Origin of the sequence: Streptosporangium amethystogenes subsp. fukuiense (genome assembly GCF_042665875.1) — a bacterium.
GTDB classification, from domain to species: Bacteria; Actinomycetota; Actinomycetes; order Streptosporangiales; family Streptosporangiaceae; genus Streptosporangium; species Streptosporangium fukuiense.
This window is the reverse complement of the sequence record NZ_JBHTEE010000001.1, coordinates 7,382,433-7,409,062: the sequence shown is the minus strand read 5'-3', so window position 1 is coordinate 7,409,062 and position 26,630 is coordinate 7,382,433. Positions and strand designations below refer to the sequence as shown.

20 protein-coding genes are annotated in these 26,630 nt (G+C 66.8%); 11 read left to right on the top strand and 9 right to left on the bottom strand.

Annotated elements, in window-relative coordinates; genetic code table 11:
- Positions 1-73: 73 nt before the first annotated feature.
- Together ACFQVD_RS32845 and ACFQVD_RS32840 are read right to left on the bottom strand one after the other, a co-directional pair.
- The gene (locus tag ACFQVD_RS32845) at positions 74-2,755 is read right to left on the bottom strand and encodes a site-specific DNA-methyltransferase (RefSeq protein WP_343983859.1); all 2,682 of its coding nucleotides are present in this window, start codon (positions 2,753-2,755) and stop codon (positions 74-76) included.
- Between the two features lie 2 nt (positions 2,756-2,757).
- The gene (locus tag ACFQVD_RS32840; protein WP_364155418.1) at positions 2,758-5,862 is read right to left on the bottom strand and encodes a BPTD_3080 family restriction endonuclease; all 3,105 of its coding nucleotides are present in this window, start codon (positions 5,860-5,862) and stop codon (positions 2,758-2,760) included.
- Between the two features lie 830 nt (positions 5,863-6,692).
- Between ACFQVD_RS32840 and ACFQVD_RS32835 the strand changes: the two genes are divergently transcribed.
- From ACFQVD_RS32835 to ACFQVD_RS32825, 3 genes are read left to right on the top strand one after another with little or no spacing between them, the layout of a single operon-like run.
- Entirely contained in the window at positions 6,693-8,645 is a 1,953-nt protein-coding gene (locus ACFQVD_RS32835) for a hypothetical protein (protein WP_343979275.1), read from the top strand.
- Positions 8,642-9,238 (top strand): hypothetical protein, encoded by a 597-nt coding sequence (locus ACFQVD_RS32830; protein ID WP_343979278.1) that lies wholly within the window; start codon positions 8,642-8,644, stop codon positions 9,236-9,238. The genes ACFQVD_RS32835 and ACFQVD_RS32830 overlap by 4 nt, the downstream gene beginning before the upstream one ends.
- Positions 9,239-9,245: 7 nt before the next feature.
- A complete protein-coding gene (locus ACFQVD_RS32825; protein WP_343979281.1) occupies positions 9,246-9,548 on the top strand; it encodes a hypothetical protein in 303 nt (100 codons plus the stop codon).
- Positions 9,549-9,645: 97 nt separating this feature from the next.
- On the opposite strand, the gene ACFQVD_RS32820 is transcribed toward ACFQVD_RS32825, so the two are convergent.
- Both ACFQVD_RS32820 and ACFQVD_RS32815 read right to left on the bottom strand, forming a co-directional pair.
- Complete coding sequence (locus ACFQVD_RS32820; RefSeq protein ID WP_343979284.1) at positions 9,646-9,804, bottom strand: DUF6461 domain-containing protein; 159 nt, start codon at positions 9,802-9,804, stop codon at positions 9,646-9,648.
- 104 nt (positions 9,805-9,908) lie between these two features.
- Positions 9,909-10,328, bottom strand: coding sequence for a MerR family transcriptional regulator (locus tag ACFQVD_RS32815; RefSeq protein WP_343979287.1), 420 nt, complete (start codon positions 10,326-10,328; stop codon positions 9,909-9,911).
- Between the two features lie 47 nt (positions 10,329-10,375).
- Between ACFQVD_RS32815 and ACFQVD_RS32810 the strand changes: the two genes are divergently transcribed.
- Positions 10,376-11,173: an MBL fold metallo-hydrolase gene (locus tag ACFQVD_RS32810; RefSeq protein ID WP_343979289.1), complete on the top strand. Its 798-nt coding sequence runs from the start codon at positions 10,376-10,378 to the stop codon at positions 11,171-11,173.
- A 635-nt stretch (positions 11,174-11,808) separates the two neighbouring features.
- On the opposite strand, the gene ACFQVD_RS32805 is transcribed toward ACFQVD_RS32810, so the two are convergent.
- The gene (locus tag ACFQVD_RS32805) at positions 11,809-13,014 is read right to left on the bottom strand and encodes an FAD-dependent monooxygenase (RefSeq protein WP_343979292.1); all 1,206 of its coding nucleotides are present in this window, start codon (positions 13,012-13,014) and stop codon (positions 11,809-11,811) included.
- Between the two features lie 141 nt (positions 13,015-13,155).
- On the opposite strand from ACFQVD_RS32805, the gene ACFQVD_RS32800 reads away from it, so the two are divergent.
- The 3 genes from ACFQVD_RS32800 (at position 13,156) to ACFQVD_RS32790 (ending at position 15,242) form a co-directional block, all read left to right on the top strand.
- On the top strand, positions 13,156-14,085 hold the full coding sequence (locus ACFQVD_RS32800) for a TetR/AcrR family transcriptional regulator C-terminal domain-containing protein (RefSeq protein WP_343979295.1): 930 nt from the start codon (positions 13,156-13,158) through the stop codon (positions 14,083-14,085).
- A 126-nt stretch (positions 14,086-14,211) separates the two neighbouring features.
- On the top strand, positions 14,212-14,955 hold the full coding sequence (locus ACFQVD_RS32795) for a dienelactone hydrolase family protein (protein ID WP_343979298.1): 744 nt from the start codon (positions 14,212-14,214) through the stop codon (positions 14,953-14,955).
- A gap of 14 nt (positions 14,956-14,969) precedes the next feature.
- Positions 14,970-15,242, top strand: coding sequence for a DUF6295 family protein (locus ACFQVD_RS32790; protein WP_030905835.1), 273 nt, complete (start codon positions 14,970-14,972; stop codon positions 15,240-15,242).
- Between the two features lie 158 nt (positions 15,243-15,400).
- Here ACFQVD_RS32790 and ACFQVD_RS32785 read toward each other — a convergent pair whose 3' ends face one another.
- Positions 15,401-15,859, bottom strand: coding sequence for an Lrp/AsnC family transcriptional regulator (locus ACFQVD_RS32785; RefSeq protein WP_343979301.1), 459 nt, complete (start codon positions 15,857-15,859; stop codon positions 15,401-15,403).
- 148 nt (positions 15,860-16,007) lie between these two features.
- Here ACFQVD_RS32785 and ACFQVD_RS32780 point away from each other — a divergent pair, with 148 nt between their 5' ends.
- Positions 16,008-18,356: a transketolase-like TK C-terminal-containing protein gene (locus ACFQVD_RS32780; protein WP_343979304.1), complete on the top strand. Its 2,349-nt coding sequence runs from the start codon at positions 16,008-16,010 to the stop codon at positions 18,354-18,356.
- A 4-nt stretch (positions 18,357-18,360) separates the two neighbouring features.
- Here ACFQVD_RS32780 and ACFQVD_RS32775 read toward each other — a convergent pair whose 3' ends face one another.
- The gene (locus ACFQVD_RS32775; protein ID WP_343979308.1) at positions 18,361-19,317 is read right to left on the bottom strand and encodes a PLP-dependent cysteine synthase family protein; all 957 of its coding nucleotides are present in this window, start codon (positions 19,315-19,317) and stop codon (positions 18,361-18,363) included.
- Between the two features lie 74 nt (positions 19,318-19,391).
- Here ACFQVD_RS32775 and ACFQVD_RS32770 point away from each other — a divergent pair, with 74 nt between their 5' ends.
- Positions 19,392-20,069, top strand: coding sequence for a winged helix-turn-helix transcriptional regulator (locus ACFQVD_RS32770; protein WP_343979311.1), 678 nt, complete (start codon positions 19,392-19,394; stop codon positions 20,067-20,069).
- Positions 20,070-20,219: 150 nt separating this feature from the next.
- Here ACFQVD_RS32770 and ACFQVD_RS32765 read toward each other — a convergent pair whose 3' ends face one another.
- Entirely contained in the window at positions 20,220-22,388 is a 2,169-nt protein-coding gene (locus ACFQVD_RS32765) for a transglycosylase domain-containing protein (protein ID WP_343979314.1), read from the bottom strand.
- A gap of 541 nt (positions 22,389-22,929) precedes the next feature.
- Between ACFQVD_RS32765 and ACFQVD_RS32760 the strand changes: the two genes are divergently transcribed.
- Positions 22,930-23,277 carry a hypothetical protein gene (locus tag ACFQVD_RS32760; protein WP_343979317.1) on the top strand — a complete coding sequence of 116 codons (348 nt, stop codon included), beginning with the start codon at positions 22,930-22,932 and terminating at the stop codon, positions 23,275-23,277.
- Positions 23,278-23,507: 230 nt separating this feature from the next.
- Here the strand turns inward: ACFQVD_RS32760 and ACFQVD_RS32755 are convergent, their stop codons facing one another.
- A complete protein-coding gene (locus ACFQVD_RS32755; RefSeq protein WP_343979320.1) occupies positions 23,508-24,962 on the bottom strand; it encodes an RICIN domain-containing protein in 1,455 nt (484 codons plus the stop codon).
- Between the two features lie 547 nt (positions 24,963-25,509).
- Between ACFQVD_RS32755 and ACFQVD_RS32750 the strand changes: the two genes are divergently transcribed.
- The gene (locus ACFQVD_RS32750) at positions 25,510-26,412 is read left to right on the top strand and encodes a hypothetical protein (protein ID WP_343979323.1); all 903 of its coding nucleotides are present in this window, start codon (positions 25,510-25,512) and stop codon (positions 26,410-26,412) included.
- The last annotated feature ends 218 nt before the right edge of the window (positions 26,413-26,630 follow it).

Here is a 26,630-nt window from a genome sequence, read left to right as displayed (position 1 = left end):
GCCGCTTTGAGAGCCATCCGGCCGTGTGGCACCACGCACTCTCGCGGGCCTGTGTTCCACGGGGTCAGTTTCCCTACACGTCGTAGACCTGGAGGACCTCGTCGCCGTAGTGGTTGATTACCTTGACGGCGATCTTCCCGGTGGTCGGAGCTCGGAACGGTTGTGAGCGGGTGTTGTAGAGGGTCGCCCAGGCGTCCTCGTTGATGTCGGCTTTGAGGGCCTGCCGGAGCCGCTTGTACGGGTCATGGCCACCAGTGAAGTAGCAGTGCCGGACGAAAAAGGACTCACCGTCGTAGTCGGTGTCGATCATCCAGAGGGCGATCTCGTTCGTACCGTTCGAGCGGATCGTGCCCTGGGTCGGGTCGTAGACGTCGATGCCCCGGATCTCCACTACGGTGCCCTCGGCCGTCTGCTGGATGTCAATGTCCGGCTCGCCGAAGACCATGAACAGGTTGCCGCTGCCGGTCTTCTTCAGTACGTCGGCCATCACCAGATCGGAGTTCATCCGGACCAGCAGGATCGGGAGCCGGCCGAGCTTGCGCTCCTCCTGCACGGAGGCGAAGTCTTCGGCGTCCGGCTTGAACTCCTCGGTGGTCTTCACGGCCTGCGGGTCGAACGCGAACGCACAGATGATCAGCAGGTCGAAGCCCATCCCGGTGATCGCCTCACGGGCGGCCCGGCGGATCCAGTTCGGATCCACGGTGCCGTACTGCGGACCGATGCTCACCCCGATCCGCTTCGGGGTGCCCTCCTCACCGTTCTTGCGGATCCCTTCAGCATGGATCAGTTGCCCTGCGTACGGCGCGAGCGACTCGAACTCTAACCGCTCCTTCTTCCGGCCGTTCTGCACTCCGGCCTTGGCCAGGTTGTCGAGGATCGACCGCTCGAAGCTGGAAGAGTCTTCTTCATTAGCGGCCTGCTCAGTACCGGTCTGCGCGGCAGCCGGAACCGTCTTGTGTGGCGCTAAACTCTCTACTGTAAAAGGTCCGGCTACTCGAACTTTGTCATTGTCCACATATGGCTTGTCGTAGAGCAACTCTTGCTCTGCGTGTCGAGCGATTGCCTCCTCGATCTGCTTACGTGTCATCCCTTCCTTGATGTCAGGATTCTTCGCGATCGAGCTGAGCATAATGTGAGGAACTCGCTGATAGACGAATCCCTTACGCACATCGCCTCTGTACGTGGCGATTTCAACAGGAGACTGCCCCGTGATCTTCGACTCTTGACGCTGCCCTTCCTTGGAATCAGCAAGCAGATAGAAGGGATATTTCGCACCCATGATTCGTTGCCGAGCGAGGGCAAGTGACACGCGCGAGGTGTCGATCGTAATCCAGCGCCGCCCCCACTCTTCGGCGACGTAAGCACTGGTGCCAGACCCGCAGGTAGGGTCAAGAATCAGATCGCCGGGATCGGTTGTCATGAGCATGCAGCGCTCAATGACTTTCGTGTTAGTCTGGACAACGTACATCTTCGGGTCACCGAAACCTGCAACGCTCGTATCGTCCCAAAAATTATTGATTGGAAACGCAGGAAAATCATCTATAAATCGAACATAGGATAAAGTGTTTCCAGCGATACCAAGGCGACCAGCTGCTGACAGTCGAGCCATACCAGACTCGTTTGTCTTCCAGCGCGACTGCATTGTTGGACGAAAGGTCCGCCCTTCAAGCTCTACCGGAAACCAAGAGGCTGCCCCCTCACCTTTTTCTCTGCCAGCGCTTTGGCTCGTAAGATTATCAAGCCGAAATATGCGAGATCCATCCGGCACTAACGAGGGTTCAAGTCGCTCCTCCTTGGTCATACGGCGACGCAGGCCATTACTTTCCTCTACCATGGAATATGCACTTGCCCCTTGGCCACCTAATTCTTTGAGGCGGAAGAGTTGGCGATATTTAACCTGCTCAACGTCCTTGGCGTACCAAAGGATGTAATCCACAGTGCCGGGCAAGAGATTTCCCGTTGCTCCGGTAGTCGTCCGGAACGAGATCTGCGCACAGAAGTTCTCCGAGTCGAAGATCTCGTCAAGCAGTGAGCGAACAAGGTGGAGGTTGGCATCGCCGATCTGAACGAAGATGCTGCCAGATTCGGCCAAGAGATCACGGGCTGCGACCAGGCGATCCCGAAGGTAAGCGAGATACGAACTGATCCCGTACTTCCAGGTGTCGCGGAACGCTTTGATCTGTTCGACCTCACGGGTGAGGTCCTGGAGCTTGCCGTCCTTGACGTCCCTCTTGCCGGTGGAAGCCTGGAAGTTGGAGCCGAACTTGATCCCGTATGGCGGGTCGAGGTAGACCATCTGGACCTTGCCCCGAAGACTCTCCTTCTCCGCGAGGGACCCCATGACCTGGAGTGAGTCGCCGAGGATCATCCGGTTCGACCAGTTGGCCTCGTGCTTGTAGAACTCGATCAGGTCCATCCCATCGAGCCCGTCGAAGGTGTCGAAGAGCGTGAGCTCCGGCTCCTCCTCGGCCCGCTCTGCCGTACGGCGGAGGTTCTCGATGAGGACGCGCGGGTCGATCTTCTCCTGGATGTAGATCGGTGGCGCGTCGACGATCAGCTCCTGGGAGTCCTGCTCGTCCTTGCCCTTCCAGACGAGTTGCGGATCGAGGTCGGCATTGCGCGGGTAGAGCAGCCGCGACGGCTCGGCCGCCTCCTCGTCCAGCAGGTCGTGGGAGTCGGCCGTCGGGATGTTGACCCGCTTGTCCTCGTGCTTAAGCGACCCGATCGGGGTGGCCCCGGACTTCTTCGGCGGCATCCTTACGCCCCCTCTCCCTTGCTGATCAACCAGGGCTCTTCTTCTTCGGCGTCCCACTCCGGGCCGAGCTGGACGCTCGTCCCCGTCCCGCCGTACAGGGCCTGCATCGCGGCCTCCAGTTCGGAGCGGAACGTGGTGGGGTTCTTCAACTCGCAGTAGCTCCACCGGCCGAAACCGCCGTGGTTGTTGACCGCCGGCACCCACTGGTTCCGCGCGGTGCGGGCCTTCTCCCGCGCCTGCTCGCCAGGCTTGTGGCTGCCGGACACCTCCACGATCAGCGTGTGGACAAGGTCACCGGCCGATTCCAGAGGCGCCAGCCGCACCAGGAAGTCCGGGTAGTAATGCCGGGTCCGGCCGCCGATCGTGTACGGGATGGTGAAGCCGAGATGGTCGTTCTTGACGTAGGCGGCCGTCTGGGGCATCGCCTCCAGGGTCCGGGAGACCTTCTCCTCCCAGGTGTTGCCACCCGGCCCGTCGAGCACCACGAAGTTGACGTGGCTCTTCTCCTCAGCGGTCGGGTAGACCGCCTTGGTGGTGAAGAAGTTCACCTCCGCCGTGGAGCCGATGTGATCGAAGGGGCGGAAGATCGGCAGAGATTTGGGGCGCCTGGTGCCCCGCGCGGTGACGATCGAGTCCTTGATCCGGCGGGCCGCCTGGTCGGCCAGTTCCGAGAGGGTGAGCATCCCCAGGAACGCGTCACCCGCGAGAGCCACGCACTCGGTGAGCCAGCGTTTGGTGATGGCGAGCGTCTGCGGGAAAAGCCACGGCTTGCGGTCCTCCGGGTCTGCGAGGTACATCTCGCTGACCTGTTTGGCGAGCTGGAAGGCGATCTCCTGCTCCCGCTTGCTGCGCAGCTCCACCAGCAGGTCGGTCTGGCCGGTGCCGACGATGCCGGAGACCTCGGTGAGCGTGGGGATGATGCCGGTGTCGAGCGTCATCCGGCTGTCCGGGCCGAAGGCAGGGATCAGTTCCTCGTCCGGCAGCTCGATCCGGTAACCGGCCAGCCGAGGAAAGGTGATCTCGGCATGGACCCGGTCGCCCGCCGCGCGTACCCGGCGGTTGGGCTTGATTATCGGGTCGGGCCCCTTGCCGACCGTGGGGATGAACTGGAACGGGACCCCATACACGTCCGCGTACTCGGGGGTGAAGAAGCCGTTCTCGTCCACCGCGTAGGAGCGGCGGCGCAGGCCGCGTCCGACCACCTGCTCGCAGAGCAGCTGGGTGCCGAAGGCGCGGACGCCGAGGATGTGGGTGACGGTGTTGGCGTCCCAGCCCTCGGTGAGCATGGAGACGCTGACCACGCAGCGGACGTGCTCGCCGAGGGTGTCCCGCTTGCCGACGGTGTTCATCACCTCGCGCAGGATCATCGCGTCGTCCACCTTGTCGGCACTGCGGCCGGGGAAGCGGCGGATGTACTCCTGCTTGAACTCCTCGATCTCGGGACCGAGAGTCCTGCGGAACTCCGGGGTCAGCTCGCCGGACTCGAACTGCTTGGAGTCGACCAGGATGGTCGGGGTCCGGTGCAGCCGACGGCCGTGCTCGTCGACATTGGAGAACAGCCTCAGCCGACCCGGGACCGCGACCGTGGTCTCCTCGTCGACCCTGCGATCCCAGCCGCTGATCCAGTCGAAGACCATCTTGGAGACCGTGGTGTTGTTGCAGACCACGATGAAGACCGGCGGCGGGTCGCCGTGCTGGGCCGCCGGGGAGCCCTGCCAGTCCTGGTACGACTTCTGGTAGGAGTCGTACAGGCTGTGCAACGCGCCTTCCAACGCCGGGGGCAGGTGGTCGGCCGAGACCTCGCCGTCCTTGGCCCGTCCCTTCTTCGGCAGGCCGTCGCGGATGTTCCGCCAGAGGTTCAGGTAGGTGACGTCGCTCGTCGTGGCGTTGTCGTTCACCGGCACCCGGGGGATCTTGACGATGCCCGACTCGATGGCGTCGATCAGGGAGAAGTCGCTGACCACCCAGGGGAAGAGCGTGCCCTCGCGGTAGCCGGAGCCCGACAGGAAGAACGGGGTGGCCGACAGGTCGTAGACGGTCTTGACCCCGAGCTTGGCCTTGACCGCCTGAAGACCACGAAACCAGACGCGCGCCTCGTCGTTGCGGTCCTCGGCCTCCTTCCTGTCGTCCCCCTTCAGGGTCGCATCGGCACCGTCCAGCGGGTCGGCGATCCGGTCGCGGTAGCAGTGGTGGGCCTCGTCGTTGAGCACAACGATCTCCGAGGTGCCACCCAGGTCGCCGACGACCCGGTTGACCATCTGGCCGACGGTCTCCAGGAACGGGCTCGGCCCGCCCTTCTTCCCGGTCAGCACCTCCTTGGAGGTCTTGGACACCCCACGGCCGATCTTGGTCTCCCGATGCTGGAAGGCATGGAAGTTGGTGATCGCGATCTTCGCCTGGCGGAGCGCGCCGTAGGACTCGGCCGGGACCAGATCGCGGAGCCGGTAGTAGTTGCCGTCGTCCTCGGGCAGCAGGACCCGGAGCCGGTCGCGGATGGTGATGCCGGGGGCCACGACCAGGAACCGCTTGGCGTACCGCCGGTCGTTGGGACTGGCGACCTTGTTCAGGGTCTGCCAGGTGATGAGCATCGCCATCACGATCGTCTTTCCCGAACCGGTCGCCATCTTGAGCGCCACCCGGCTGAGACCGCCGTTGTACTCCTTGTTGATCTCACCGAGCCGGTTCGGAATCGAGGAATCGCCGTCCTTGTGTACGGCTTCGGCCAGGTAAATCGCGGTCTCGACCGCTTCTCGCTGGCAGAACAGGATGGGGTTGTCCCGTCCGGGATCGCTCCAAAACTCCAGGAGATGGCGAGTGGTCGGGGTGACGTGCGGATAGCCCAGCGTTCGCCAGCGGTCCACCTTCGCCCGTACGGAATTGACGAAGTGGTTGGGCTCGATCTGATCGGCGGTCAGTCCCAACTCGGACAGGTCAAGTTCGGCCTGGACGGCCCGCTTTCTGGCCTTCGGCACCGGGATGAAGTAGGCGCTGGGACGACGCCCCTCGGCGATCTCACCGGTGATCCCGTCGTTGTCGAACGTGAAGTGCCTGGTCGGAGCCCGGTAGGGCGAGTTGATGATCGGATTGTCGATGACACGGTCCGCCACTCGCAGCCTCCACCGCATTCGCCCTACTGAGGAAAAAGCAGGGTATCCGCCTGGGCTGGAAAGTGTAATAAAACGACGACCTTGTTCCCGCTACTGTGACCTTTCCCTCCGGAAATGGCATTGTGGCATACCGAAGGCATCAATCATGATTTTTCGGACAAAACACATTAAGGCAGCCCGGAGCAACAGTTACGGTCTATCCGTTTAGGGCACCCATGCTCCTGAAGCACCACATATAGCGTTTATAGCCATATAGGGACTCTGCCGAGCATCCAGGTACGCGGTGTCTGGGTTTGCAGTCGAGCAACGACGGCTTCCCGGTCGGCGGGATGGTCTACGGATGGCGACACGGCCGGCTGGTGGCAGGGACTGCGATGGCCGGGGTATCCGGGGGATGGCATCGGGAGCAGTGATCGGCGGGGGCGTTCATCTCGGCCTCACTGAAGCGCGGATCGACGCCTTGGCCTCCGTGCGGAAGGAGCAGGGCCGTCTCCCGGCTCCAGCTCGATCGACGCTTTGATTTCGTTTATCAAACCCGGCCGTTTAGCCAAATATCAGGTCGCAGCCAGCATATTTATCAACTATGCCCACTTTAATGGAGATCTTTACGAGGCAGACGGATTGAAATTAATATGTTCGCTGGAGCCGTCACCTTCACGGACCGAGCCGGAGCCAGCGTCCTCATGAGCCATCCGTACCCCACGCCCTCGCCGTCCCCCCAGTCCGCCCCTGACCCGCGGCCCTCCTCCCCGCCGACCGGCACCGCTCAGCCGGTCCCCGCCGTACCCTCCCCCGCTCCGCAGAACTCTCCCGCGACTCCGGCCCGAAGTGTGAACGGCGAGTACTCGGGGATCGATCCCGAGCGGATGGACGACTTCGAGCGAGGGCTCGGCCAGGCGGAGGACGCACTCGGCCGGAACGAACCGCAGATCCACCGCGCCCTGCAGCGGCTCGACCTGGACACCTCGGGGCTGAGCGCGCTCCGCGAGATGCGGAGCTGGATCGGGACCAGCCGCCCCGACCTGCGACGCCGCAACGAGACGATCCGCACCGAGCTCACCGAGTGGGGCGCCGCCGCCAAGACCCCCGGCGGGATCACCGCCTTCGACGAGACGCTGTACGGCAAGGCCGGCCACGACCCGGACGTCTACGCGGCAACCCTCGGCCTCGGTAGGACCGTCGAAGACGGCAAGATCGACGAGAGACTCCTGAAAGGACTGGAGAAGCGGACGGGGGACGCGGCGTTCGCCGCCGCGCTGATGAACACGCTGGGCACGGCGAGGTTCCGCGAGCTGATGATCGAGAACGCGAAACGCAAGGACGACAAGAAGTACGAGCGCCTGCAGGCCGCCCTCGGAAAAACCCTCGGCACGGCGAGCCCCCGGCTGGGCGACGCCTGGCACAAGGAACTCCTGTCCGACCTCGAAGTCGGCCGGACGACCGGCTACATCGGCTGGGAGAAGGGTTACGCCATGGCGGCGGCCCTCAAGCACGGCACCTTCAGCACCGCTTTCCTCCTCGCCACCGCCAGGAAGATCGAGTCCGCCGATCGCGGAAGAGTGCTGTTGGATCCGCGGGTCATGGTGGCCCTGCTGGAAGGGCTCAGCCGCGATCCGGTGGCCGCTCAGGACTTCTTCGCGGGCGACCCGACCATGCTGAAACGCTTCTTGACCGAACGGCGCCTGGGCGACGACGGCGTGGCTCTGGGCAAGGTGCTGGAGGCCGCGACGCTCACCTTCCGCGACCACGACGGCTCACCGCAGAACCCGTCACGCGGCTTCCTGTCGGCCAAACTCGCCTCGGAGATCGTCCACCTGCAAGCCGTACGAATCAAGGACGGCAAGCTCCCCGACTCCTTGGTGAGCCCCACCTCGATGGGACGCGTTTTGGCGGGCTACATCAGCGACATCAACCACGCCGCTCAGCGAGGCCGCGATCCCGTGTCGTTCGGAGTACGAAGCGCCGACAATCCCGCCACACCCGGACCTGACTCCTGGGGTGCCCAGTTCAATACGGGGGAGCTTCGTCAGGTAATGAAGGAGGCGTTCGCGGAATCTGAAGCATTTGCCCCCGTTCTGGCTGCTCAGGCGGTATTCACTGGCTGGCTCCTTAATCACGGTGCCGCCGAGATGGCCGCCGGGCATGGCGGTGAAACCCTCCTGAACAGTGCGAGGCGGGCCGGAGCAGGCTTCGGAATGATCACCGATGCGGCTGGCCTGGCGAAGATCGAGGAAGGCAAGGATCTGGACGAGGCACAGCAGCGAAACATGAAGATGCTCCTGGCAGCAGTCAATACCGGTCTCGCTATCCCGCAGTCGGGAACCTGGTCGATCACCGCCGGTGTTGTCGGAGCATGGAGCGGACTTGCGGAAGAAATAGCCAAGGGCAAGGCGGAAGACAATGCCCGTGTTGACGCCAATGCCGCTGTCGACAAGACCCGAGGGCTTGTGCACGATCTCGCCGCTCAGGCCATGCTCAGAAACGGTCTTTTCGGCTCCGCCGAACCCGCCGGCCGGAACCATCCCTGGGCCACCCTGGAGGGCCTGGAGAAGGGGGACGACCCTCGCGACAACCCCAACAACTTCCTCAAAGACGATGGCCGGACCCTTATGATCATGGACGAGATGATTGACAAAACAGCCACCAACACCACTGACCAGTATCGGCGAGTCGAGGCCTACGACCGCTGGCTCTACAACGGGCTGTCAGGAAAACCTTGGCGGGAGACTGAGAGCCTCCTGGATCTGGGTTTCTCCGAAGGCTTCGCCAAGTACGGATCATGATGAGAAAAGCGTTAGTCGTCATGACGGTGTTGGCCTGTGCTCTGGCCATCTCCTTGGCTTGCCAGAGCGATGAGGTGCCGGTCGATCGTAGTCCGTTACCAACAGTGGCCGCACCTCCGTACATCTGCGATCACATTCCATTGAAGGCGGTGGAGTTGATGACCGGGGTGCACAATCCGCTGGTCCGCGGCTACTTCGACTTCACGATTTCCGAGGGCCTTGGCGCCGGAGGCTGCGCGGTCTACCAGCGAGAGGGTGAGCGGCTGAAGGTGCTGCAGATCAGCCTCACACCGGGAGGGTACCCAGGGGCGGTTGAGGAGCAGATCGAAGATGGCGCCTTGCGGTTGCCGGAGATACTTCCCGGGGTTATCGGCTCTTACTTCAAACCCTCGGACAGCGAAACCAACGACGCATACGCGCTGCTTGTGCGCGGCAAAGCGGAAATAAGCATCCAGATGGAGATCGGCGCCGCAGGACGGGACAACGCCGCCGATGTGCTGGCGCTCATGAAGCTGATCGCGCCGAAGCTGCTCACCGACGCCAGTGCGCCCTCCGCGAAGACGGAGACCTCCCCCACCCCGAAGAAGGACTGATCGGATCATGGCCAAGCTGGTGCCCAATCCGCTCCACGCGGCACTGGGGGATGCCCTGCGGACGGTCGAGCCGCTGGTCCAGGAGATCGAGAACGGTATCGAGGCCCCGTACCGGGACTTCCACGAGGGCAAGGTGTGGACGGGACCGGCCGCCAAGCGGTTCGACGCCCAGCTCGTCCAGCACCGTACCCGGGTCCGGGGCGCGGGCGAGAAGATCATCTCCGACCTGCGACAGACCCTGGCCGTCACCCCCCGCCAGGTCAGCGAGGAGGAGGCCAAAATGATCAAACAACGGTACGGCCTCCCCTGACGGGGCTACTTAGAGAGGGCGGGGCTATTGCGACTTACTTGCAGGCCCGCGGAGAACGGTGCCCCGTGGAGCCCGCAGCGGAGTGATCCACCACCGCTCACCTCGGTCTGGGCACGACTCCGCATGGGTAGGTGGACTCCTCCAGCGGCTGCGGCGTCAGCGTGATTCCGGTGAGGCGCTCGGCCAGACCGCTGGCGCGCCCTCCTGACGTGATGGGAATCGAAGTGCATCCGGTTCTGGCCGATCTGCGGATCATCCCCGGGACCGGCCGGTCCCCTCAGGCCGTTCATGATGATCGGTAGGGCCTGGTCGGGCTTCGGACGCGACGGCGTGCCGGTCCCGTGAAGACCTGATCAGGCCCTACCGATGGCCAGGGGACGGCGTGAGAGTCGCCGAGCTTTCGAATGTGCGCTTGAAGTCGGGGCACTCTACGAGCGGTTCGTGCATGCACGTCGAGGCATGGTGGAGACCGTCGCGCATCCGAGTGAGCCGGGCGATGTCCTCCTCCAACTCCCGCGCCTTCTCCGCCATCCGTGCACGCAGCTTGGTGTCGTCGGGTGTGGCCACCAGGAATCCGGCGATCTCGGCGATCGTGAATCCAGCGCCGCGGGCGCAGGCGATGAGTGCGAGGCGCTCAAGAACGTCGGGCCGGAAGGCGCGGCGCAGGCCGTTGCGACCCGCCGAGGCGATGAGGCCTCTCTTCTCATAGAACCGCAGCGCCGAAGGCGCCAGCCCGGAACGCTCGGCCACTTCGGCGATGTCCAGCAGCGACTCGACCACCACGTCCCCTTGACTTGAACCACGCTTCAAGTCACAGACTAGCCGCCATGAACATCCATCACCTCAACTGCGGGTCCGTACGGCAGATCGAGGCCACCTACGACGGCCCGGCTCCCGCCCACGCCGTCAACCACTGTCTGCTGGTCGAGACCGACTCTGACGGCCTGGTCCTTATCGAGACCGGCCTCGGCCTCGACGACATCCGCAACCCAGGCGACACCCTCGGCTCCGACTGGGTCGAGATGGCCCAGCCTGTACTGGCCGAGGAGGAGACCGCCGTTCGCCAGGTCGCCCGGCTGGGATATTCACCCGACGATGTACGCCACATCATCGTGACCCACCTCGACGTAGACCATTGCGGTGGCCTCCCCGACTTCCCGGACGCCCAGGTCCATGTCCTTGCCGCCGAACTTGAAGCCGCGATCACCGAGGCACCCAGCTTCCGCTACCGCCCGGCACACTGGGCACACGGCCCGAAGTGGGTTTCCTACACCCCCGAGCCGGGCGAGGACTGGTTCGGGTTCAGCTCCGTCCAGCCGAAGGGCCTGCCGCCGGAGATCCGGCTGGTCCCACTCGGCGGTCACACCGCCGGCCACACCGGAGTCGCCGTACGCGAAGGCGATCGCTGGCTCCTGCACTGCGGTGACGCCTACTACTACCACCGGGAACTCGACAGAAATCCACATCCGCACCCCATCCTCGACTTCGTGCAGACCAGCTCGGAAGTCCACCACGACCTCCGACTGGGCACTCAGGCCCGGCTGCGCGAACTCGTCCGCGACCACGGCGATGAGGTCTCGGTCATCAGTGCTCACGATCCGTGGGAACTGGACCGCTACCGTTGACCCTGGGCGACCCCGATCTGGACGCCCCACCGGCACCCGGAACGGTGGCCTCGTAGGTGAGTACCTTCCACCACGAGTTCCCGGACGCCGTCCACGTCGCCCTCGGTGTTGACGGTGTCGCCGACGCCGCCGCGAGCGGGGCGCCACGACCGGCGTCCTGCTGCTCGACACCTACCGGGAGGTGGACGACACTCGGCCCACGGTGGTGCTCGCCTACACGGTCAAGGGGCGCGGCCTGCCGACCGAACTCCCCTGCTTTCTCGATCATGCTCAGGATCAGCGCCTTCGTGATCGCCCCCCCTCGCTGGGAATGACGGTGAGTTCCGCGCCGAACGCCACCATCCGAAGGAGTTCGGCGCCGTGTTTCCGATCGTCCGCAGGACGTCGCCGCCGCTCCTTTCGATGCCTTCGCTCATGATCTCGATCGTCGAGCCGACCGTACCGCCACCACCAGTTCAACTTCTGAACCAGCACCTCCGGCGCCTGGTGCGTACCATGCACCGATGAACGGATACGGGCAGTTCTGCGCGGTGGCGCGCGCTGGAACTCCTGGGCGAGCGGCGGACACTGCTGATCGTGCGGGAGTTGCTGCTGGGCGCTTCGACCTTCACCGACATTCGCTTCGCCGCTCCGGTTCAGAGGATGGGGGGTGGTGACGGCAGGCCGTAGTCGTTGAGGGTGATGGCATCGGGGTCGGTGACCATTTTCTCGATCAGGCCGGACCAGGGCAGGTGGGGTAGCAGCCTGATCGACAGGTTGCGCATCCCGATGGCCACCCGCGAGTTGGGCACGAAGCCGTTGACACCGCCCGGCGGAAGCTTCTGGCGCTGCCGGACAAGACCGCGCATCTCCCGCTCATAGGCGGCGAAGGCGACCTCATGGTCCCCGCCGGCCTCGGCCAGCTCTCCGGCCAGCACATAGGCGCCGACCACCGCCAGCCCGGTGCCGCCGCCGCCCAACGGCGACGGGCTGTATCCGGCATCGCCGAGCAACACGACCCTGCCGCGGGACCAGCCGTCCATGACGACCTGGGTGGCAGCGTCGAAATAGAAGTCGGTGGCCGCCGCCATCTCCCGGAGCATGGCGGGTACCTGCCAGCCCGCTCCGGCGAAGACCTCGGCCACGATCTGCTTCTGCCTCCGCGCATCACCGTGGTCGAGCGGCTTCGAGGCGAACCCGAGCAGGACCTTGACCTCCTCGGCCCGCCGGGACGGGCGTAGCGCCGCCACCCTCCTGCCGGGCAGGTTGTGGAACAGTTCCCAGTCCTGGATGCCGAAGACGTTGGGCGCGGTGAAGTACGCCAGGTGGCAGCCGAGCTCGCGGCTGAAGCGCGACTCCTCGCCGAAGGCCAGGGACCGGGTCACCGAGTGCGCGCCGTCCGCGCCCACCACCAGGTCGAAGACGCGCGCCGCAGACCTCTCGAAGGTGACCCGTACGCCGTCGGGGGCCTGGGCCAGCGAGGTGATCGTGTCGTCGAAGACGTACTCCACCTTGCCCTCGGTCGCCTGGTGGAAGATGTCGACCAGGTCACCGCGGAGGATCTCCACCTCGCCGACCACACCGTTCCCGCCGAGGAAAGAGGCGGGCATGTCGGCGACGCGCCTGCCGGTGGCGTCCACATAGGACATCCCTCGGGAGTCGACGGCCGCGTCCCGGACCTTCTCCAGGAGACCCATCCGCCTGACCACGTCGAAGGAGACCCCGCGCAGGTCGACGGTGTGGCCTTGGGCGCGTGGAGCCGGGGCTCGCTCGACCACGGTCGGGGTGAAGCCGTGGCGGTGCAGCCAGTAGGCCAGGGACTGCCCCGCGATACCGGCACCGGAGATCAGAACGGTCCTCATGAGCGCTCCTCGCTAGGTGGTGTTCACACCGTACGCATAGTGCGCTTACCTTGTAAATTATGTACTAGTGCACCAAAATTACAACAGCATATGACCAGGTAAACAAGGATATGGTGCACTAGAGCACCTGGAGGGTGGAAGATGGACGGGACAGAGCCTCCGTACCTGCGGATCGCCGCCGAGCTGCGACGGCGTATCACGACGGGCCGACTGCGCCCGGGCGATCGGGTGCCCTCGACCCGGCAGATCATCCGGGAGTGGGGCGTGGCAATGGCGACCGCCGGCAAGGTGCTGGCGACCCTGCGCCAGGAAGGGCTTGTGCGGGTCGCCCCCGGCGTCGGGACCATCGTCGCGGACGGCGCCGTCACGGACACCGGCCCTCCCCACAGGCCCGCGCCCGAGCTCACCAGCGAACGGATCGTGCGCGCCGCGATCGGGATCGCCGACGTCGAGGGGCTGGCGACCCTGTCCATGCGCCGGATCGCGACCGACCTGGAGGTCTCGGCGATGTCGCTCTACCGGCACGTGGCGGGCAAGGAGGAACTGCTCATGCTCATGGCCGACACCGTGCTGGCCGAGTGCGCGCTCAGCGAGTCACCGGCGGGCTGGCGCGCCCGGCTGGAGCTGATCGCCAGGGCGCAGTGGGCCCTCTACCACCGTCACCCCTGGCTGGCCCAGGTCACCTCGTTCACCCGCCCGATGCCCACGGCCAACGCGATGGCACTGGGCGAGTGGGCGATGCGCGCGGTGGACGGCCTCGGTCTCGTCCCGGCCACGATGGTCCACGTGTACGTCACCGTGGCCAACTACGTACGCGGAACCGCGATCAACCTGGAGGCCGAGACCGAGGCCGTACAACAGACCGGCATCACCGACCAGGAGTGGCTCGACACGGCGGTGCTCCCGCGCATGGCGGAATTCCCGCTGCTGTCGAGCATTCCGCCCGACTCCCTCGACCTGGACACTCTGTTCGAGTTCGGGCTCCGCTGCCTGCTGGACGGCCTGGGGGTGCTCATCGAGGCCCCCGGTCCTCCCGTCACGTCCCTTCATGGGGATCGTCAAGGGACGTAGGGCGTCGACGATCGCATCTGATGGCCCCGCTGAGGTCTCCCGGTCACACGGCGTGGCGAGGCCGCTGAATAAGATCAGATCCAGGCACCTCGCAGCCGCTCCCGTGGGGGTACAGGAGGCAACGACATGAACGATGCGATGTGGGCCGGGACGGTCACGGTCGCCGGGCACGAGCAGGCCGAGTTGGAGGCGTACCTGGCCCGGCCGCTCGGTGACGGCCCGCGCGGCGGTGTGGTGGTGATCCACCACCTGCCCGGGTACGACGACGCGACCAAGGAGATCGTCCGCAGGTTCGCGGCGCGCGGGTACGCGGCGATCTGCCCGAACCTGTACTCCCGCGAGGGCGCCGGGGTCAGCCCCGACGACCAGGCCGCCGCCGTACGGGCCAAGGGCGGGGTCCCGGACGAGCAGCTCGTCGGCGATGTCGCCGGAGCCGCGGCGTACCTCAACTCCCTCGACCACGCCAACGGCAGGATCGGTGTGATCGGATTCTGCTCGGGCGGGCGGCAGACGTTCCTGGTGGCCTGCTCGCTCCAGATCGACGCGGCGGTGGACTGCTACGGCGCCTTCGTGGTGAACACCCCGCCCGCGGAGTTCCCGCTCCAGCACGAGCCGCTGATCTCCAAGGCCGCCGACCTGTCCTGCCCGCTGCTGGGGTTGTTCGGCGCCGAGGACAAATACCCGGGGCCGGAGGAGGTCGCGACGCTGGACGCCGAGTTGGAGAGGCTGGGCAAGGAGCACGAGTTCCACACCTTCGAGGGCGCCGGGCACGCCTTCTTCGCCACCGACCGGCCTGCCTACCGGCCCGCCGCCGCGGTGGAGGGCTGGAAGAAGATCTTCAATTTCTACGGCCGCCACCTCGGCGCCTGACCGGAGCGATCAGTATGTGCACCTATCTCACCGAGAAGATCGAACTCGACGGCGCGGGCAAGGGCGGCAACGGCTGGTTCACGCTCAGCCAGGGCGCGGTCTACGTCGACCACCCCTACCATGCCTGTCACGAGCACACGGTGAACATCGACTTCACCAACCCGGCCGAGGGCCCCTCGGCGCGGGTCGCGGTCGAGCTCACCGAGGAGTCGGCGCTGGCACTGATCGACGCCATCCAGAAGGCCCTGGCCGCGGCGCCTCCGGGACTCGCCTCCGGCCGCCGCTGAGGCGGGTCTCGCGGGTCCTGCCGCGGCCGGGATCGGTCGGGGTCCGACCCGCCCGACCCGGTACGTCACGTGGGTGGCCTCTCGGGCACCCCAACGCCGTCCGCTACCGCCTCGACGATCCCGACGACAGGGTGGCGACCGGTGTGCTCCCGCGCGGGTCAGGACGGTCGCTCGACCCGGCGCCAGGAGTCCAGCACCATGAGGGTCTTGGTGCCGATGACGTTCTCGTCGCGGCGGATCTGGTCGATCAGCCGGTGCAGGTGCTGGAGGCTGTCGACCCGGAAGTGCACCAGGGCGTCGGGGTCGCCGGCCACCGTGAACACCTCGGTGACCCCGGGGATACGGCTGGCCGAGGCGGTGATCGACTCGACGTCCGTGTTGCCGCTGAAGCGGACCTCCGCGAAGGCCTCGATGGTGTCGCCGAGCAGGCCCTCGTCGACGAGTGTGGTGTAACCGACGATGACGCCGAGTCTTTCCAGCCGTTCGATCCGCCGCTTGACCGGGCTCGGCGAGAGCCGCACCCGGGTGGCGATGTCGCGCACGCTCCGACGCCCGTTCTCGACGAGCAGGTCCAGAATCCGGCGGTCGATCGAGTCCAGTTCGGCGTTCGGAGGCATGGGTGGATGGTAGCGCCGAGGGGGTGGAAGAATGCGCGCTCCAGGCCGCCTGACCGCTTGAACGTGCGCCAAGGGGCGGGTTCCTGCGTCTTTCTTGCCCTGCGGGGCACCTCCGGGTGCAATGAACGTCTCCGCAGGAAAGAGACAGATGATGGCGATCCCCCTGCCCCCGCCCGCCGACGAGCGTGCCGGGGCGTCCGCCCGGACCGAGGTGCTACGGCAGGTCGCGCAGCGGGTGCTCTGGCTCTCCGCGGCCATCGTCGACGCCGCCAACCGCGGACGGCCCAACGACACCGGCGTGAAGGTCGGCGGTCACCAGGCCTCCAGCGCCTCGATGGTCGACATCATGGTCTCGCTGTACCTCTCCGAGCTGACCCACCTCGACCGGGTCTCCGTCAAACCGCACGCCTCGCCGGTGCTGCATGCGATCAACTACCTGCTGGGCGATCTCGATGTCCGCTATCTGCCGAGGTTGCGCGAGCTGGGCGGGCTGCAGAGCTATCCGAGCCGGCTCAAGGACCCCGACACCGTCGACTTCTCGACCGGTTCCGTCGGCATCGGCGCGACCGCGCCGTTGTGGGCCGCCGTCTCCCACCGCTACCTGCGCTCGCGCTTCGCGTCGACTCCGGCGGCGGGACGCTTCGTCAGCCTGCTCGGGGACGCCGAGCTCGACGAGGGTGCGATCTGGGAGGCCGTCGCCGACCCGTCCGTCGCCCGGATGGGCGAGCTGCTCTGGATCGTCGACCTCAACCGCCAGTCGCTCGACCGGGTGGTGCCGGACGTGCAGATCCACCGGTTGCGGGCGATGTTCGAGGCGGCCGGCTGGCAGGTCGTCACCCTGAAGTGGGGGCGCGCGATCACCGCCCTGTTCGAACGGCCGGGCGGCGACGAGCTGCGGCAGCGGCTTGAGCGGATGCCGAACGAGGAGTACCAGCGCCTGCTGCGGGTCGACGCCGCCGAGGTGGGTCCGCGACTTGTCGGGGAACACGGCGGCGCGGCACTGCGCGCCCTGGTCGCGTCCCTGCCGGACGCCGAGCTGGCGCGGGCGATCCGCGACCTCGGCGGCCACGACCTCGACCTGCTGCTCGACACCTACCGGGAGGTGGACGACACCCGGCCCACGGTGGTGTTCGCCTACACGGTCAAGGGGCGCGGCCTGCCGACCGAGGGGCACCCGAACAACCACTCGGCGCTGCTGACCGAGGCGCAGATGCTCGCGCTGGCCACCTCCTGCGGCACCGACCTCGCCGACCCCTGGCGTGCCTTCGAGCCGGGCACCGCCGCGTCCGACCTGTGCGCCGCCCGAGGCGCGGCGTTGCGCCGCCCCCAGGTCACCGGCAGGGCCCTCGGCCCGCTGCCGAGGACGCTCGGCCGCTCGTACCGCTCGCCGATCTCGACCCAGGCCGCCCTCGGCCGCTTCCTCGTCGACTTCCTGCGCGCCGCCCCCGAGGCAGGCGCGCGGGTGGTGACCTGCAGCCCGGACGTCGCCTCCTCGACCAACCTCGGCGGGTGGATCAACAAGACCGGGGTGTGGTCGATCGAGGACCGGCACGACTGGTTCGCCGACGACACCGAACGCCTGCTCCGCTGGTCGGAGGGGACCGGCGGCCAGCACATCGAACTCGGCATCGCCGAGGTCAACCTGGTGGGTCTGCTCGGCGAGCTCGGCGCCACCTGGAGTCGCTGGGCCGAGCGTCTCATCCCGATCGCCACGCTCTACGACCCGTTCATCTCACGTGCGCTCGAACCCTGGTCGTACGGCATCTACGCCGGCGGGCAGTCGATCATCGTCGGCACGCCGTCCGGTGTGACGCTGTCGTCCGAGGGCGGCGCGCACCAGTCGATCACGACCCCGTCCATCGGCCTTGAGCAGCCGGGCTGCATCGCCTGGGAGCCCGCGTTCGCCCGGGACCTGGAGTGGACGATGCTGGCCGCCATGGAACGGGTCGGCGTCGAGGGCGGCACCTCCTCGTACTTCCGGCTGTCGACCCGGCCGCTGGACCCCGCCCTGGCGCGGGTGCCGGAGGACGAGCTGCTCCTCGAACGGCGCCGGCGGCACGCCGTCGCGGGCGGCTACCGCATCACCGACCACGACCCCGCGACCGAGCAGGTCACCCTCGTCGGCGCCGGAGCCGTCATGCCCGAGGTGATCGCCGCCGCCGAACACCTGGCCGAGCGCTCGATCGTCGCCGGCGTGGTCTGCCTGACCAGCGCCGACCTGGTGTACCGCGCCTTCCAGGCCCGGGGCTCCCTCGGCGCGTCCGGCGGCGGCATCGTCGACGTCCTGTTCCCCGCCGACCGCCCCGCGCCCCTCGTCACGGTGCTCGACGGACACCCGCACACGTTGTCCTTCCTGGCCGGCGTGCGCGGCGACCGGATTCGCAACCTCGGGGTCTCCGGTTTCGGCCAGTCCAGCGACCTGCACGACGCCTACCGCGTCCACGGCATCGACACCGCCTCCATCGTCGACGCCGCCCTGACGCTGCTCGGCCGCTGAGTCGTCAAGGCCTGTCACGGCGCCGGTACACCTCGGTGCTGAGGTACTTCAGCCCCGAGTCCACGAGCAGGGTGACGACCCTGGCGGTCGGCCCAAGGCGCTGTCCGACCCGGATCGCGGCGAGGACGTTCGCCCCTGACGACGTTCCGGCGAACAGGCCCTCCTCCCGGGCCAGGCGCCTGGCCATCTCCTCCGCGTCGGCGGTGGGGATCGGCACGATCTCGTCCACCAGGGTGGGGTCCCACATGGGCGGGGGGTAACCGATGCCGATGCCTTCGATGCGGTGGGCACCGGGCCGGCCTCCGGACAGCACGGCGGACTCGGCCGGTTCGACGGCGACGACCCGAAGTCCCGGATGGCGGCGCCGGAGCGGGGCCGCCGCCCCGCGCAGCGAGGCCGCCGTACCGATCGACTGAACGAACGCGTCGATCCGCCCACCCGACTGCTCCCAGATCTCCTCGCCCATCGGGTGGTAGCCGGCGATGCTGTCGGCGTTGTTGAGCTGATCGGTCCAGTAGGCGCCCGGCCGGCGACCGAACTCCCCGGCTTTCTCGATCATGCTCAGGATCAGCGCCTTGGTGATCAGACCCCCCTCACTGGGAATGACGGTGAGTTCCGCGCCGAACGCCGTCATCTGAAGGAGTTTGTCGGCACTGAAGGCATCCGAACTGACGATCCGCAGCCGATATCCCTTCGCCGCGCAGACCAGGGCAAGGGAGGCGCCTGTGCTGCCGCCCGTGTACTCGACAACGGTGTCGCCGGGCCTCAGCCGCCCGTCGCCTTCGGCCCTGGCGATCATCGCCTGCGCCATGCGGTCCTTCATGCTGCCTGTCGGGTTCTGTCCTTCGATCTTGACGAAGATCTCCGCGCACCCGGGCGGCACGACCCTGTGCAGCCTCACCAGCGGCGTGTTTCCGATCGTCCGCAGTACGTCGCCGGTCCTTTTGATGTCCTCGCTCATGACCTCGATCGTCGAGCCGACCGTGCCGCCACCACCAGTTCAACTTCTGAACCAGCGCCTCGTACCATGCACCGGTGAACGGATACGGGCAGTTCTGCGCGGTGGCGCGTGCTCTGGAACTTCTGGGTGAGCGGTGGACGCTGCTGATCGTGCGGGAGTTGCTGCTGGGCGCCTCGACCTTCACCGACATCCGCCGGGGCCTGCCTCGCATCCCGCGAGCGACGCTGTCCGCACGACTACGCGCACTGCGTGCCGCCGGCGTCGTCGACGACGGCTACCGGCTCACCGAGGCGGGCGCCGCGCTGGCTCCGGTGGTGCGGGAACTGGCCCGGTGGGCGGTCGCCACCGACAGCGCCGCCCTGACCGAGGACGATCTCGACACCGCCGCACTGACCTGGGACATGCGGCGCCGGGTGGAGGCCACCGCCCTACCCGAGCGCACGGTCGTGCTCGCGATCGAGTTCACCGACCGCAGGCCGGCCGACAGCAGGTACTGGCTGCATCTGTCCCGGACCGGCGTCGACCTGTGCCGGCAGGACACCGGGGCACCCGTCGACGTCTGGCTCACCGCTCCGACGGCGGCGGCGACCCGGTGGTGGCTCGGTGACCTGTCCTGGGCGCGGCTGCTACGGCAGCGGGGAGTACGCGTACACGGTGACCCGGTCCTGCAGCGCCAGATGCACCGCTGGTTCAAACGCTACGTGTTCACCCCGGAAGCCCTCGGCCTGAATCCAGGCTCTTCCCAGCATTGATCGTTTCGCTCGGCACCATTTTCCCGGGCGGCCGACGACGGTACCGACGCGTCCGGAGTGCCGCCCCGGAAACACGGCTCCCGCCGGTAGACCCGGCCTGCGACAAGGGCCCGCACCGATGATCGGATCGGTGCGGGCCCCCGCGCCGCGTCAGTCGCCGTAGCCGCCGAAGGGAATGTTGATCTGCTCCTGGCCGTCGGGGGCGTCGTCGTTCGACGGGGGCGGCGCCGGCCGGCAGCTCTGGCCGCAGCCGCCGAACCGCGCCGGGTTGATCGGGGTGAACGACGTCGGCTCCACGTTCCGCAGCGCCGCCAGCATCGTGTCCTTCCAGATCGGGCCCGGGATGCTGCCGCCGAAGACCGAGCCGTAGTAGCGTCCGCCGATCGTGACGCCGGTCAGCTTGTACTTCTGCGAGCCGCGCGGGTCGCCGATGCTGACCGCGCCGGCCAGGTCCGGGGTGAACCCGGCGAACCAGGCGGTGGCGTAGCCGTCGGTGGTGCCGGTCTTGCCCGCCGCGTCGCGGCCGATGCCGCCGACGCTCCGCATCGTGCCCTTGGTGAACACCCCGGACAGCACGTCGGCCGCCGCGTCGGCCACCTCGGGGTCGAGCGCCTGACGGCACTTGGGCTGATAGTCGGTGACCTTGCCGTCCCGGTCGGTGATCCGGCTGATCGCCATCGGCGCGCAGTACTTGCCGCGCGCGCCGATCGCGGCGTACGCGTTCGCCACGGTCACCGGGTCCATCTCGTTGATGCCGAGCGTGAACGTCTCGTACTCCTGGAGCTTCAGCCCGTCGGAGCGGTGGATGCCCAGCGACTTGGCGACCTTGACCGTGTCACAGAGCCCGACGTGCTGCTCCAGCGTCATGAAGAAGGTGTTCACCGAGCCCCAGGTGCCGGTCTGCAGGGTCCGCCAGCCGGGGCTGCCCTCGTCGTTGGTCACGGTGTGGGTCGGGTCACCGATGTTCTCGCCCTTGCAGTTCTTGAACGCCGAGTAGCCCGGGGCGAGGTAACCGGCGCCGACGTTGAAGCCGTCGTCGACCTTCATGCCCTTGTTCAGCGCGTTGAGCAGCGTGAACGTCTTGAAGGTCGAACCGGCCTGGAAGCCGACGCCACCGCCGTGCGCGGCGTCCGCGACGAGGTTGTAGGAGATCTCGTTCCTGGCCTTGTTCTGGCCGTACGTCCGGCTGGCCGCCATGGCCTTGATCGCCCCAGTGCCCGGCTGGACCAGGGCCTCGGCCGCCACCGGGTTGTCGGTGGGGTTGACCCACTTCCTGATCGCCCGGTCCGCCGCCGCCTGCATGGTCGGGTCGATGGTGGTCCTGATCGTCAGACCGCCGCGGTTGAGGAACGCCAGGCGCTCCTTGTCCGTCTTCCCGAAGTCCGGATTTTTCAGGATCTCGTTGCGGACATAGACGCAGAAGTACGGGTAGTCGCTGACCTCGCAGCCGCCCGGCAGCTTCGTACCCTTGTAGCCGAGCCTGGCGGCCTTCGCCTTGGCCGCCTCAGCCGGAGTGATCTTGCCCAGCTCGGCCATCCGGTTCAGCACCACGTTGCGCCGGTTCAGCAGCCGCTCGCGCTGCTTCTTGCCCAGGTTGGGATCGGTGGCGTTGGGGTCCTGCACCGCGCCGGCCAGCGTCGCCGCCTGCGGCAGGGTGAGCTTGTCCGCCGACACCCCGAAGAACCGCTTGGCCGCCGCCTCGACGCCGTAGGCACCCGCGCCGAAGTAGGCGATGTTCAGGTATTTCTCCAGGATCTCGTCCTTGGAGTACTTCTGCTCCACCGCCATAGCGTGGCGCAGCTCGTTGAGCTTGCGCGCGTAGCTGGCCTCCAGCGCCTTGTTCTTCTCCGCGTCGGTCTCGGCGGAGTTGAGCAGCACCTGCTTGACGTACTGCTGGGTGATGCTGGAGCCGCCCTGGCTCACCCCGTCCGCCTGAAGGTTCTTGGCGAACGCGCGAATCGTGCCCTCGATGTCGATCGCGCCGTGCTCGTAGAACCGGTAGTCCTCGATCGAGACGATCGCGGTCTTCATGATCTCGGCCACCCTGTCGAGCTTGACGACCTCGCGGTACTCCTCGTAGAACCGTGCGATCTCCTTGCCCCTGGCGTCCTGCACGACGGTGACCTCCGCCGGCGGAGGCTCGACGAGATCCTCGGGGTTGAGGTTCAGCCCGTTGGTCGCCGACACGATGCCGAGCCCCGCACCCCCCACGGCCGGTAGTGCGATCCCCGCGACCAGCACACCCGCCGCCGCCCCCACCGCGGCAAGACGCATGATCTTCGACGCGGCCCCTGACTGCTCGTTACCCCGTTCCGACATAAGCGTAGATTCTAGACTTTAACCCTGTTCTATGCACATAAAGCGCTTTCTGCCACGTAGGGCACAGCGCCGGTCATCCGCCAGGGGCAGGTCAGATCATCCGGCGGGAAGAGGGTTCTAGATCATCTGCGGACACACAGCCTAGGGGAACTTCCGACGTTGTGGGCGAGGATGACGGCGGCGCCCCGGAAGCGCCGACCGCCCGGCGGAAGCCTTGGCGATCCCGCCCGAAGACCCCTGGGCATCGTGGCGGAACTGCGCTCCAAGCGAGACCCAAGATACATCCAAGATGCCGGAAGCAGACTCCTCCACGAGATCTCTTGGGGGAGGAATTGCAAAAAGTCGTCTTTCAGCCCGGATATCACATTCGCCATTCGGCCGGTGAGAAAAAGTCCGGAGGCCCTCTGGGCGCCGCGGCGAGAACGTGGTGGTCCGCACCGCCTCATCGTGCGTCCGCATGACAGGCCGCTTGCCGCGCCCGTTCCCGCCATTCCGGTACGAATTTCCGCACCCCAGGAAACACAGCACAAGGAGAAATGTCATGAGAGTACGCAGAATCGCCGGTGTGGCGGCCGCCGCCGCCCTGGCCGGGGGGCTCCTCACCACCGCGCTCCCGGCCTCGGCCGCCACCGAACCCGACACGGTCACCATCACGAACAGCAAGCTCCTGGCACCGTGGGAGGGCGCCTCCCTGTGGCTCAAGTGCCCCGACTCCCACCCGTACTTCAAGAGGATCTGGTGGGAGGGTCCCTACGTGCGCTCGGTGTCGCCGCCCGCCGGGTTCCCGGGATACAGGCAGCAGGCGACGTTCTTCTTCAACAACTCCGGGACCACGCAGTCCAAAATGGCCTCGATATGGATGGAGTGCACTCCGGTGATGCCGTCCTAGTCTCGGTGTGGGACGGCACCGGCGCAGCCACCGTGAGTGGTGACCCGGTGCCCGCTTCGCACTGACCGGATGTGCCGTCTTGTCGGGAGCGCCTTCTGGGGGGGAAGGCGCTCCCGCGGGTCACGGCGGACCGGGCCGACCTCCGTGCCCGCACACGGCCATACGTCGCCTCGAAGATGGACGGCGGCAAAACCCTGACCGTCGGCTCATGCCTCCGGTCACCGAGGCTTCTAGAGGCCGATGTCGGCCTGCGGGCCGGCGTAGGCGCGCAGCAGCGCCGGGACGTTCGCCGCCGGGTCGAGCGTGTAGGAGTAGAACGAGCTCGGCGTGAAGGCGGATCCACCGCTCTCCTGCCTGCCGGTGGAGTTGACGACGATGCTGCCCGACTGCCGCAGCTGGGCGGCGGCGTCCCGGTAGTACGGGTCCTTGACGTTCTCGAAGTAGCTGTTCTCCAGCACCATCTTGGTGGCGCCTCTGGCGTAGTTGCCGTAGGAGGCGATGTTCTGCAGGTAGTTGTTGTACAGGTGCGCGTAGGCGACGTTGTCGGTGCTGGGGTTGCGCTGCTTGTTGTCGTGGATCCAGTTGTGGTGGATGGTCATCCTTGAGGTGACGTTCTCGGTCCAGCCGATGCCGAAGGACTTGTTGTTCTCCGACAGGACGTTCCACGACACGGTCAGATAGCTGGTGTCCAGGCGGCTGTCGATCAGGCCGTCGTTCATCCGGGTGATCGTGTTGTGGTCTATCCACACGTGGTGGGCGTTGTCCATCTGGATGCCGTCGTAGTCGAAGTCCTTGTCGTCCGGGTCGTCGGAGGCCATTCGGGTGTCGCGGATCGTCAGGTTGCGGATGATCACGTTGTGCACGCCGTTGCCGAGGAAGAACCCGCCGTTGACGATGTGGCCGCTGGTCCCGACGCCGATGATGGTCTTGTTCGAGGCGACCTTGATCTCCGTACCGTACGGCGTGACCGTGATCGCGCCATTGACCCTGATGACGTGGGGGGCGCTCGCCGTGGCGTACCTCACCAGGTCCGCGTACGTCGAGACGGTCACCGTGGTTCCGGCCGCACCGCCCGTCGTGGTGGCGTCGCCCATCCCGCTGGTCGAGGCGAATCCGTCGGCCGCGTTGGACCAGTCGCGTCCGCCGCCCACCGGGGTGAAGAGCCACTGCTTGTTGGTGTTGGCGGTGCAGGTCTCCTGGATGATCGCCGCCCCCGAGTCGGTGGAGGCACCCTGATCACTCATGCACAACCCGCTGACCACGCTGACGACCTGGTACGTGCCGCTGCCGGACGCCACCAGACGCCACTGCTGGTTGAGCTTGGTACCGTCACCGCACCCCCACTGCTGCAACCGCACCCCGGAGACCGTCGAACCACTCGGCACGTCCACACAGCGCCCACTGTTGACATTGGCGATGGTGTAGACCCCCGAACCGGCCGACCGCAGCGTGAACCGCTGCCAGACATCGGCGGTGCAGCCCCACTGCTGCAGCAACGCACCGTCCACCTTCGAACCGGCCACCACGTCCAGGCACTTACCGCTCTTGGTGACACTGATCTGGTAGGTCCCACCGACCACGGGCACCGCCGCCCGCGCCGGGACCACGAGAACGACCGAGACCACGAGGACAGTGGTGATCAGCAGGACCATGCCCCTGGTGACACGCCGGACCGTTCCGACCATCCGTGCTCCCGGCGACGGGCGTTGTTCGGGGGTGGATCTGCCCTGTTGGGGCGACATCGGCATGACGGCCGTTCTCCCTTCTGCACGCGGACGCGCGGTGGTCAGGGTCAGCGCCAACCGCCGTCACGGCGACAGCTTTGTTAGCGCTAACACCTCTCGTTTCACGTACCGGCCGATGGTGTACGGATGTCGATCAGTGGCCGTACCGCGGAGCTAACACGAGTTAATTGGGGTAGTCAACAAATAAACCTGTGGCCCTCCCGGGCGGATCGGGCTCCGGGGCGGCTCATCTGCGGTTTCATGCGAGGAGCAGGCGCCCCATCCGTGACGGCCTGGGAAACGTTCACGCCCGAGGCCGCTGTCGAAACGCCTCGGCGCCGCGCGAAGTCCGGCATGCCCACGTTCACCCTCGGGTCGCGACGCGCATCCCAACGGTTCGGCGACCGGCTGTGGCAGGACGAATCGGCGCGAGTGGTCGACCTGGTCTCGAAGACCGGCCATCCACGACGGCAAGCCGACTGCAAGCGAACTTCACACAATGACTGGCATGAGAGCCTCCCTCACCGGACACCCCAGCGCGCCCCTCCGGCTTGCCGCCGGCGCGGCCCTCGTACTCCTGACCGTCGCCGGATGCGGTGCCGGCGTTGACACCCGCCGGAACGATCGGCCCGCTCCGGAACGTGTGACCAGCACGGCGACCGCTGAGACCACCGAGACCACCGAGACCGCCGAAACCGCCCCGACCACCGAGCCCACGGAGCCCACCGAGACCGGCGAACCGGCCCAGGCCCAGACGGCCGTGCAGCCGGGTGGGACTCTCGTCGACGGCGGCACCGTCTCGGCCGAACTCACCCGCGCCGGGCAGCGGGACAAGTTCACCCTGGACCTGGGCGGCGCCAGGGAGTTCTATGTCACCGACATGTCCGGCGACGACATCCAGCTCCAGGTGTTCTCCGAGGTCGACGGTAAGCCGGTCGGCCCGTCCGACATCGCTCTCAGCTGGGGCACATCGGTCATCAAATTGACCAAGGCGGGCAAGTACCGGCTTGAGGTCTTCGGGAGCACGAACGTCATCGGCCCGTACAGTCTCAGGATCGCGACGGTGAAGGTCCGCACGTTCCCGGCGACGCTCGGCCTGCAGATCGGCGAGGGCAGCCCGGACGGCGCGGGGCGGCTGGACGTCCCGGGACGCATCGACCGCTTCGAGTTCGACGCGGACGGCGCGTCGGCCATCAAGGTCCTCGGCGGGACCGGGGCGTGCACGGCCATCGAGCTGGAGCTCACCGACGCCGCCGAGAAGAACATCGCCGCCCCACGGCAGCCCGTCCCACTCTGCGGATACGAGTCCGACATCCCGCTCTCCAACGGCGACGGCAGGTACGCGCTCGTGGTCAGATCGGGTACGGCGAAGACCGGAGCCTACTCGTTCCAGATCGCGCGGGCGGGCTGAACGTCGGCCGGGCGTCCGGGGATGCCCCGGCCTTCAGGACGCCGTCCCCGATTCGTTTTCGATCTCCGCGACCCGCATGTCCGGCGCCGGATGACGACGCCGGTGAGGCGTCTCCGAACCTTGACCGGGCTTTCCCAACGTTCGGTGCGGGACCGCCAAAGGTCGACCAGAGATAAGAGTCCTTCAGGCCGGGGAGGGATGTCACGTGCCTGTGCCGG

Excerpts from the sequence above, each read along its gene's own strand:
- ACFQVD_RS32765 (WP_343979314.1), bottom strand. The coding sequence starts at position 22,388 with ATGTCGGAACGGGGTAACGAGCAGTCAGGGGCCGCGTCGAAGATCATG.
- ACFQVD_RS32805 (WP_343979292.1), bottom strand. The coding sequence starts at position 13,014 with ATGAGGACCGTTCTGATCTCCGGTGCCGGTATCGCGGGGCAGTCCCTG.
- ACFQVD_RS32790 (WP_030905835.1), top strand. The coding sequence starts at position 14,970 with ATGTGCACCTATCTCACCGAGAAGATCGAACTCGACGGCGCGGGCAAG.
- ACFQVD_RS32780 (WP_343979304.1), top strand. The coding sequence starts at position 16,008 with ATGATGGCGATCCCCCTGCCCCCGCCCGCCGACGAGCGTGCCGGGGCG.
- ACFQVD_RS32750 (WP_343979323.1), top strand. The coding sequence starts at position 25,510 with ATGAGAGCCTCCCTCACCGGACACCCCAGCGCGCCCCTCCGGCTTGCC.
- ACFQVD_RS32800 (WP_343979295.1), top strand. The coding sequence starts at position 13,156 with ATGGACGGGACAGAGCCTCCGTACCTGCGGATCGCCGCCGAGCTGCGA.
- ACFQVD_RS32810 (WP_343979289.1), top strand. The coding sequence starts at position 10,376 with ATGAACATCCATCACCTCAACTGCGGGTCCGTACGGCAGATCGAGGCC.
- ACFQVD_RS32825 (WP_343979281.1), top strand. The coding sequence starts at position 9,246 with ATGGCCAAGCTGGTGCCCAATCCGCTCCACGCGGCACTGGGGGATGCC.
- ACFQVD_RS32775 (WP_343979308.1), bottom strand. The coding sequence starts at position 19,317 with ATGAGCGAGGACATCAAAAGGACCGGCGACGTACTGCGGACGATCGGA.
- ACFQVD_RS32760 (WP_343979317.1), top strand. The coding sequence starts at position 22,930 with ATGAGAGTACGCAGAATCGCCGGTGTGGCGGCCGCCGCCGCCCTGGCC.
- ACFQVD_RS32755 (WP_343979320.1), bottom strand. The coding sequence starts at position 24,962 with ATGGTCGGAACGGTCCGGCGTGTCACCAGGGGCATGGTCCTGCTGATC.
- ACFQVD_RS32845 (WP_343983859.1), bottom strand. The coding sequence starts at position 2,755 with ATGCCGCCGAAGAAGTCCGGGGCCACCCCGATCGGGTCGCTTAAGCAC.
- ACFQVD_RS32785 (WP_343979301.1), bottom strand. The coding sequence starts at position 15,859 with ATGCCTCCGAACGCCGAACTGGACTCGATCGACCGCCGGATTCTGGAC.
- ACFQVD_RS32820 (WP_343979284.1), bottom strand. The coding sequence starts at position 9,804 with ATGATCCGCAGATCGGCCAGAACCGGATGCACTTCGATTCCCATCACG.
- ACFQVD_RS32830 (WP_343979278.1), top strand. The coding sequence starts at position 8,642 with ATGATGAGAAAAGCGTTAGTCGTCATGACGGTGTTGGCCTGTGCTCTG.
- ACFQVD_RS32795 (WP_343979298.1), top strand. The coding sequence starts at position 14,212 with ATGAACGATGCGATGTGGGCCGGGACGGTCACGGTCGCCGGGCACGAG.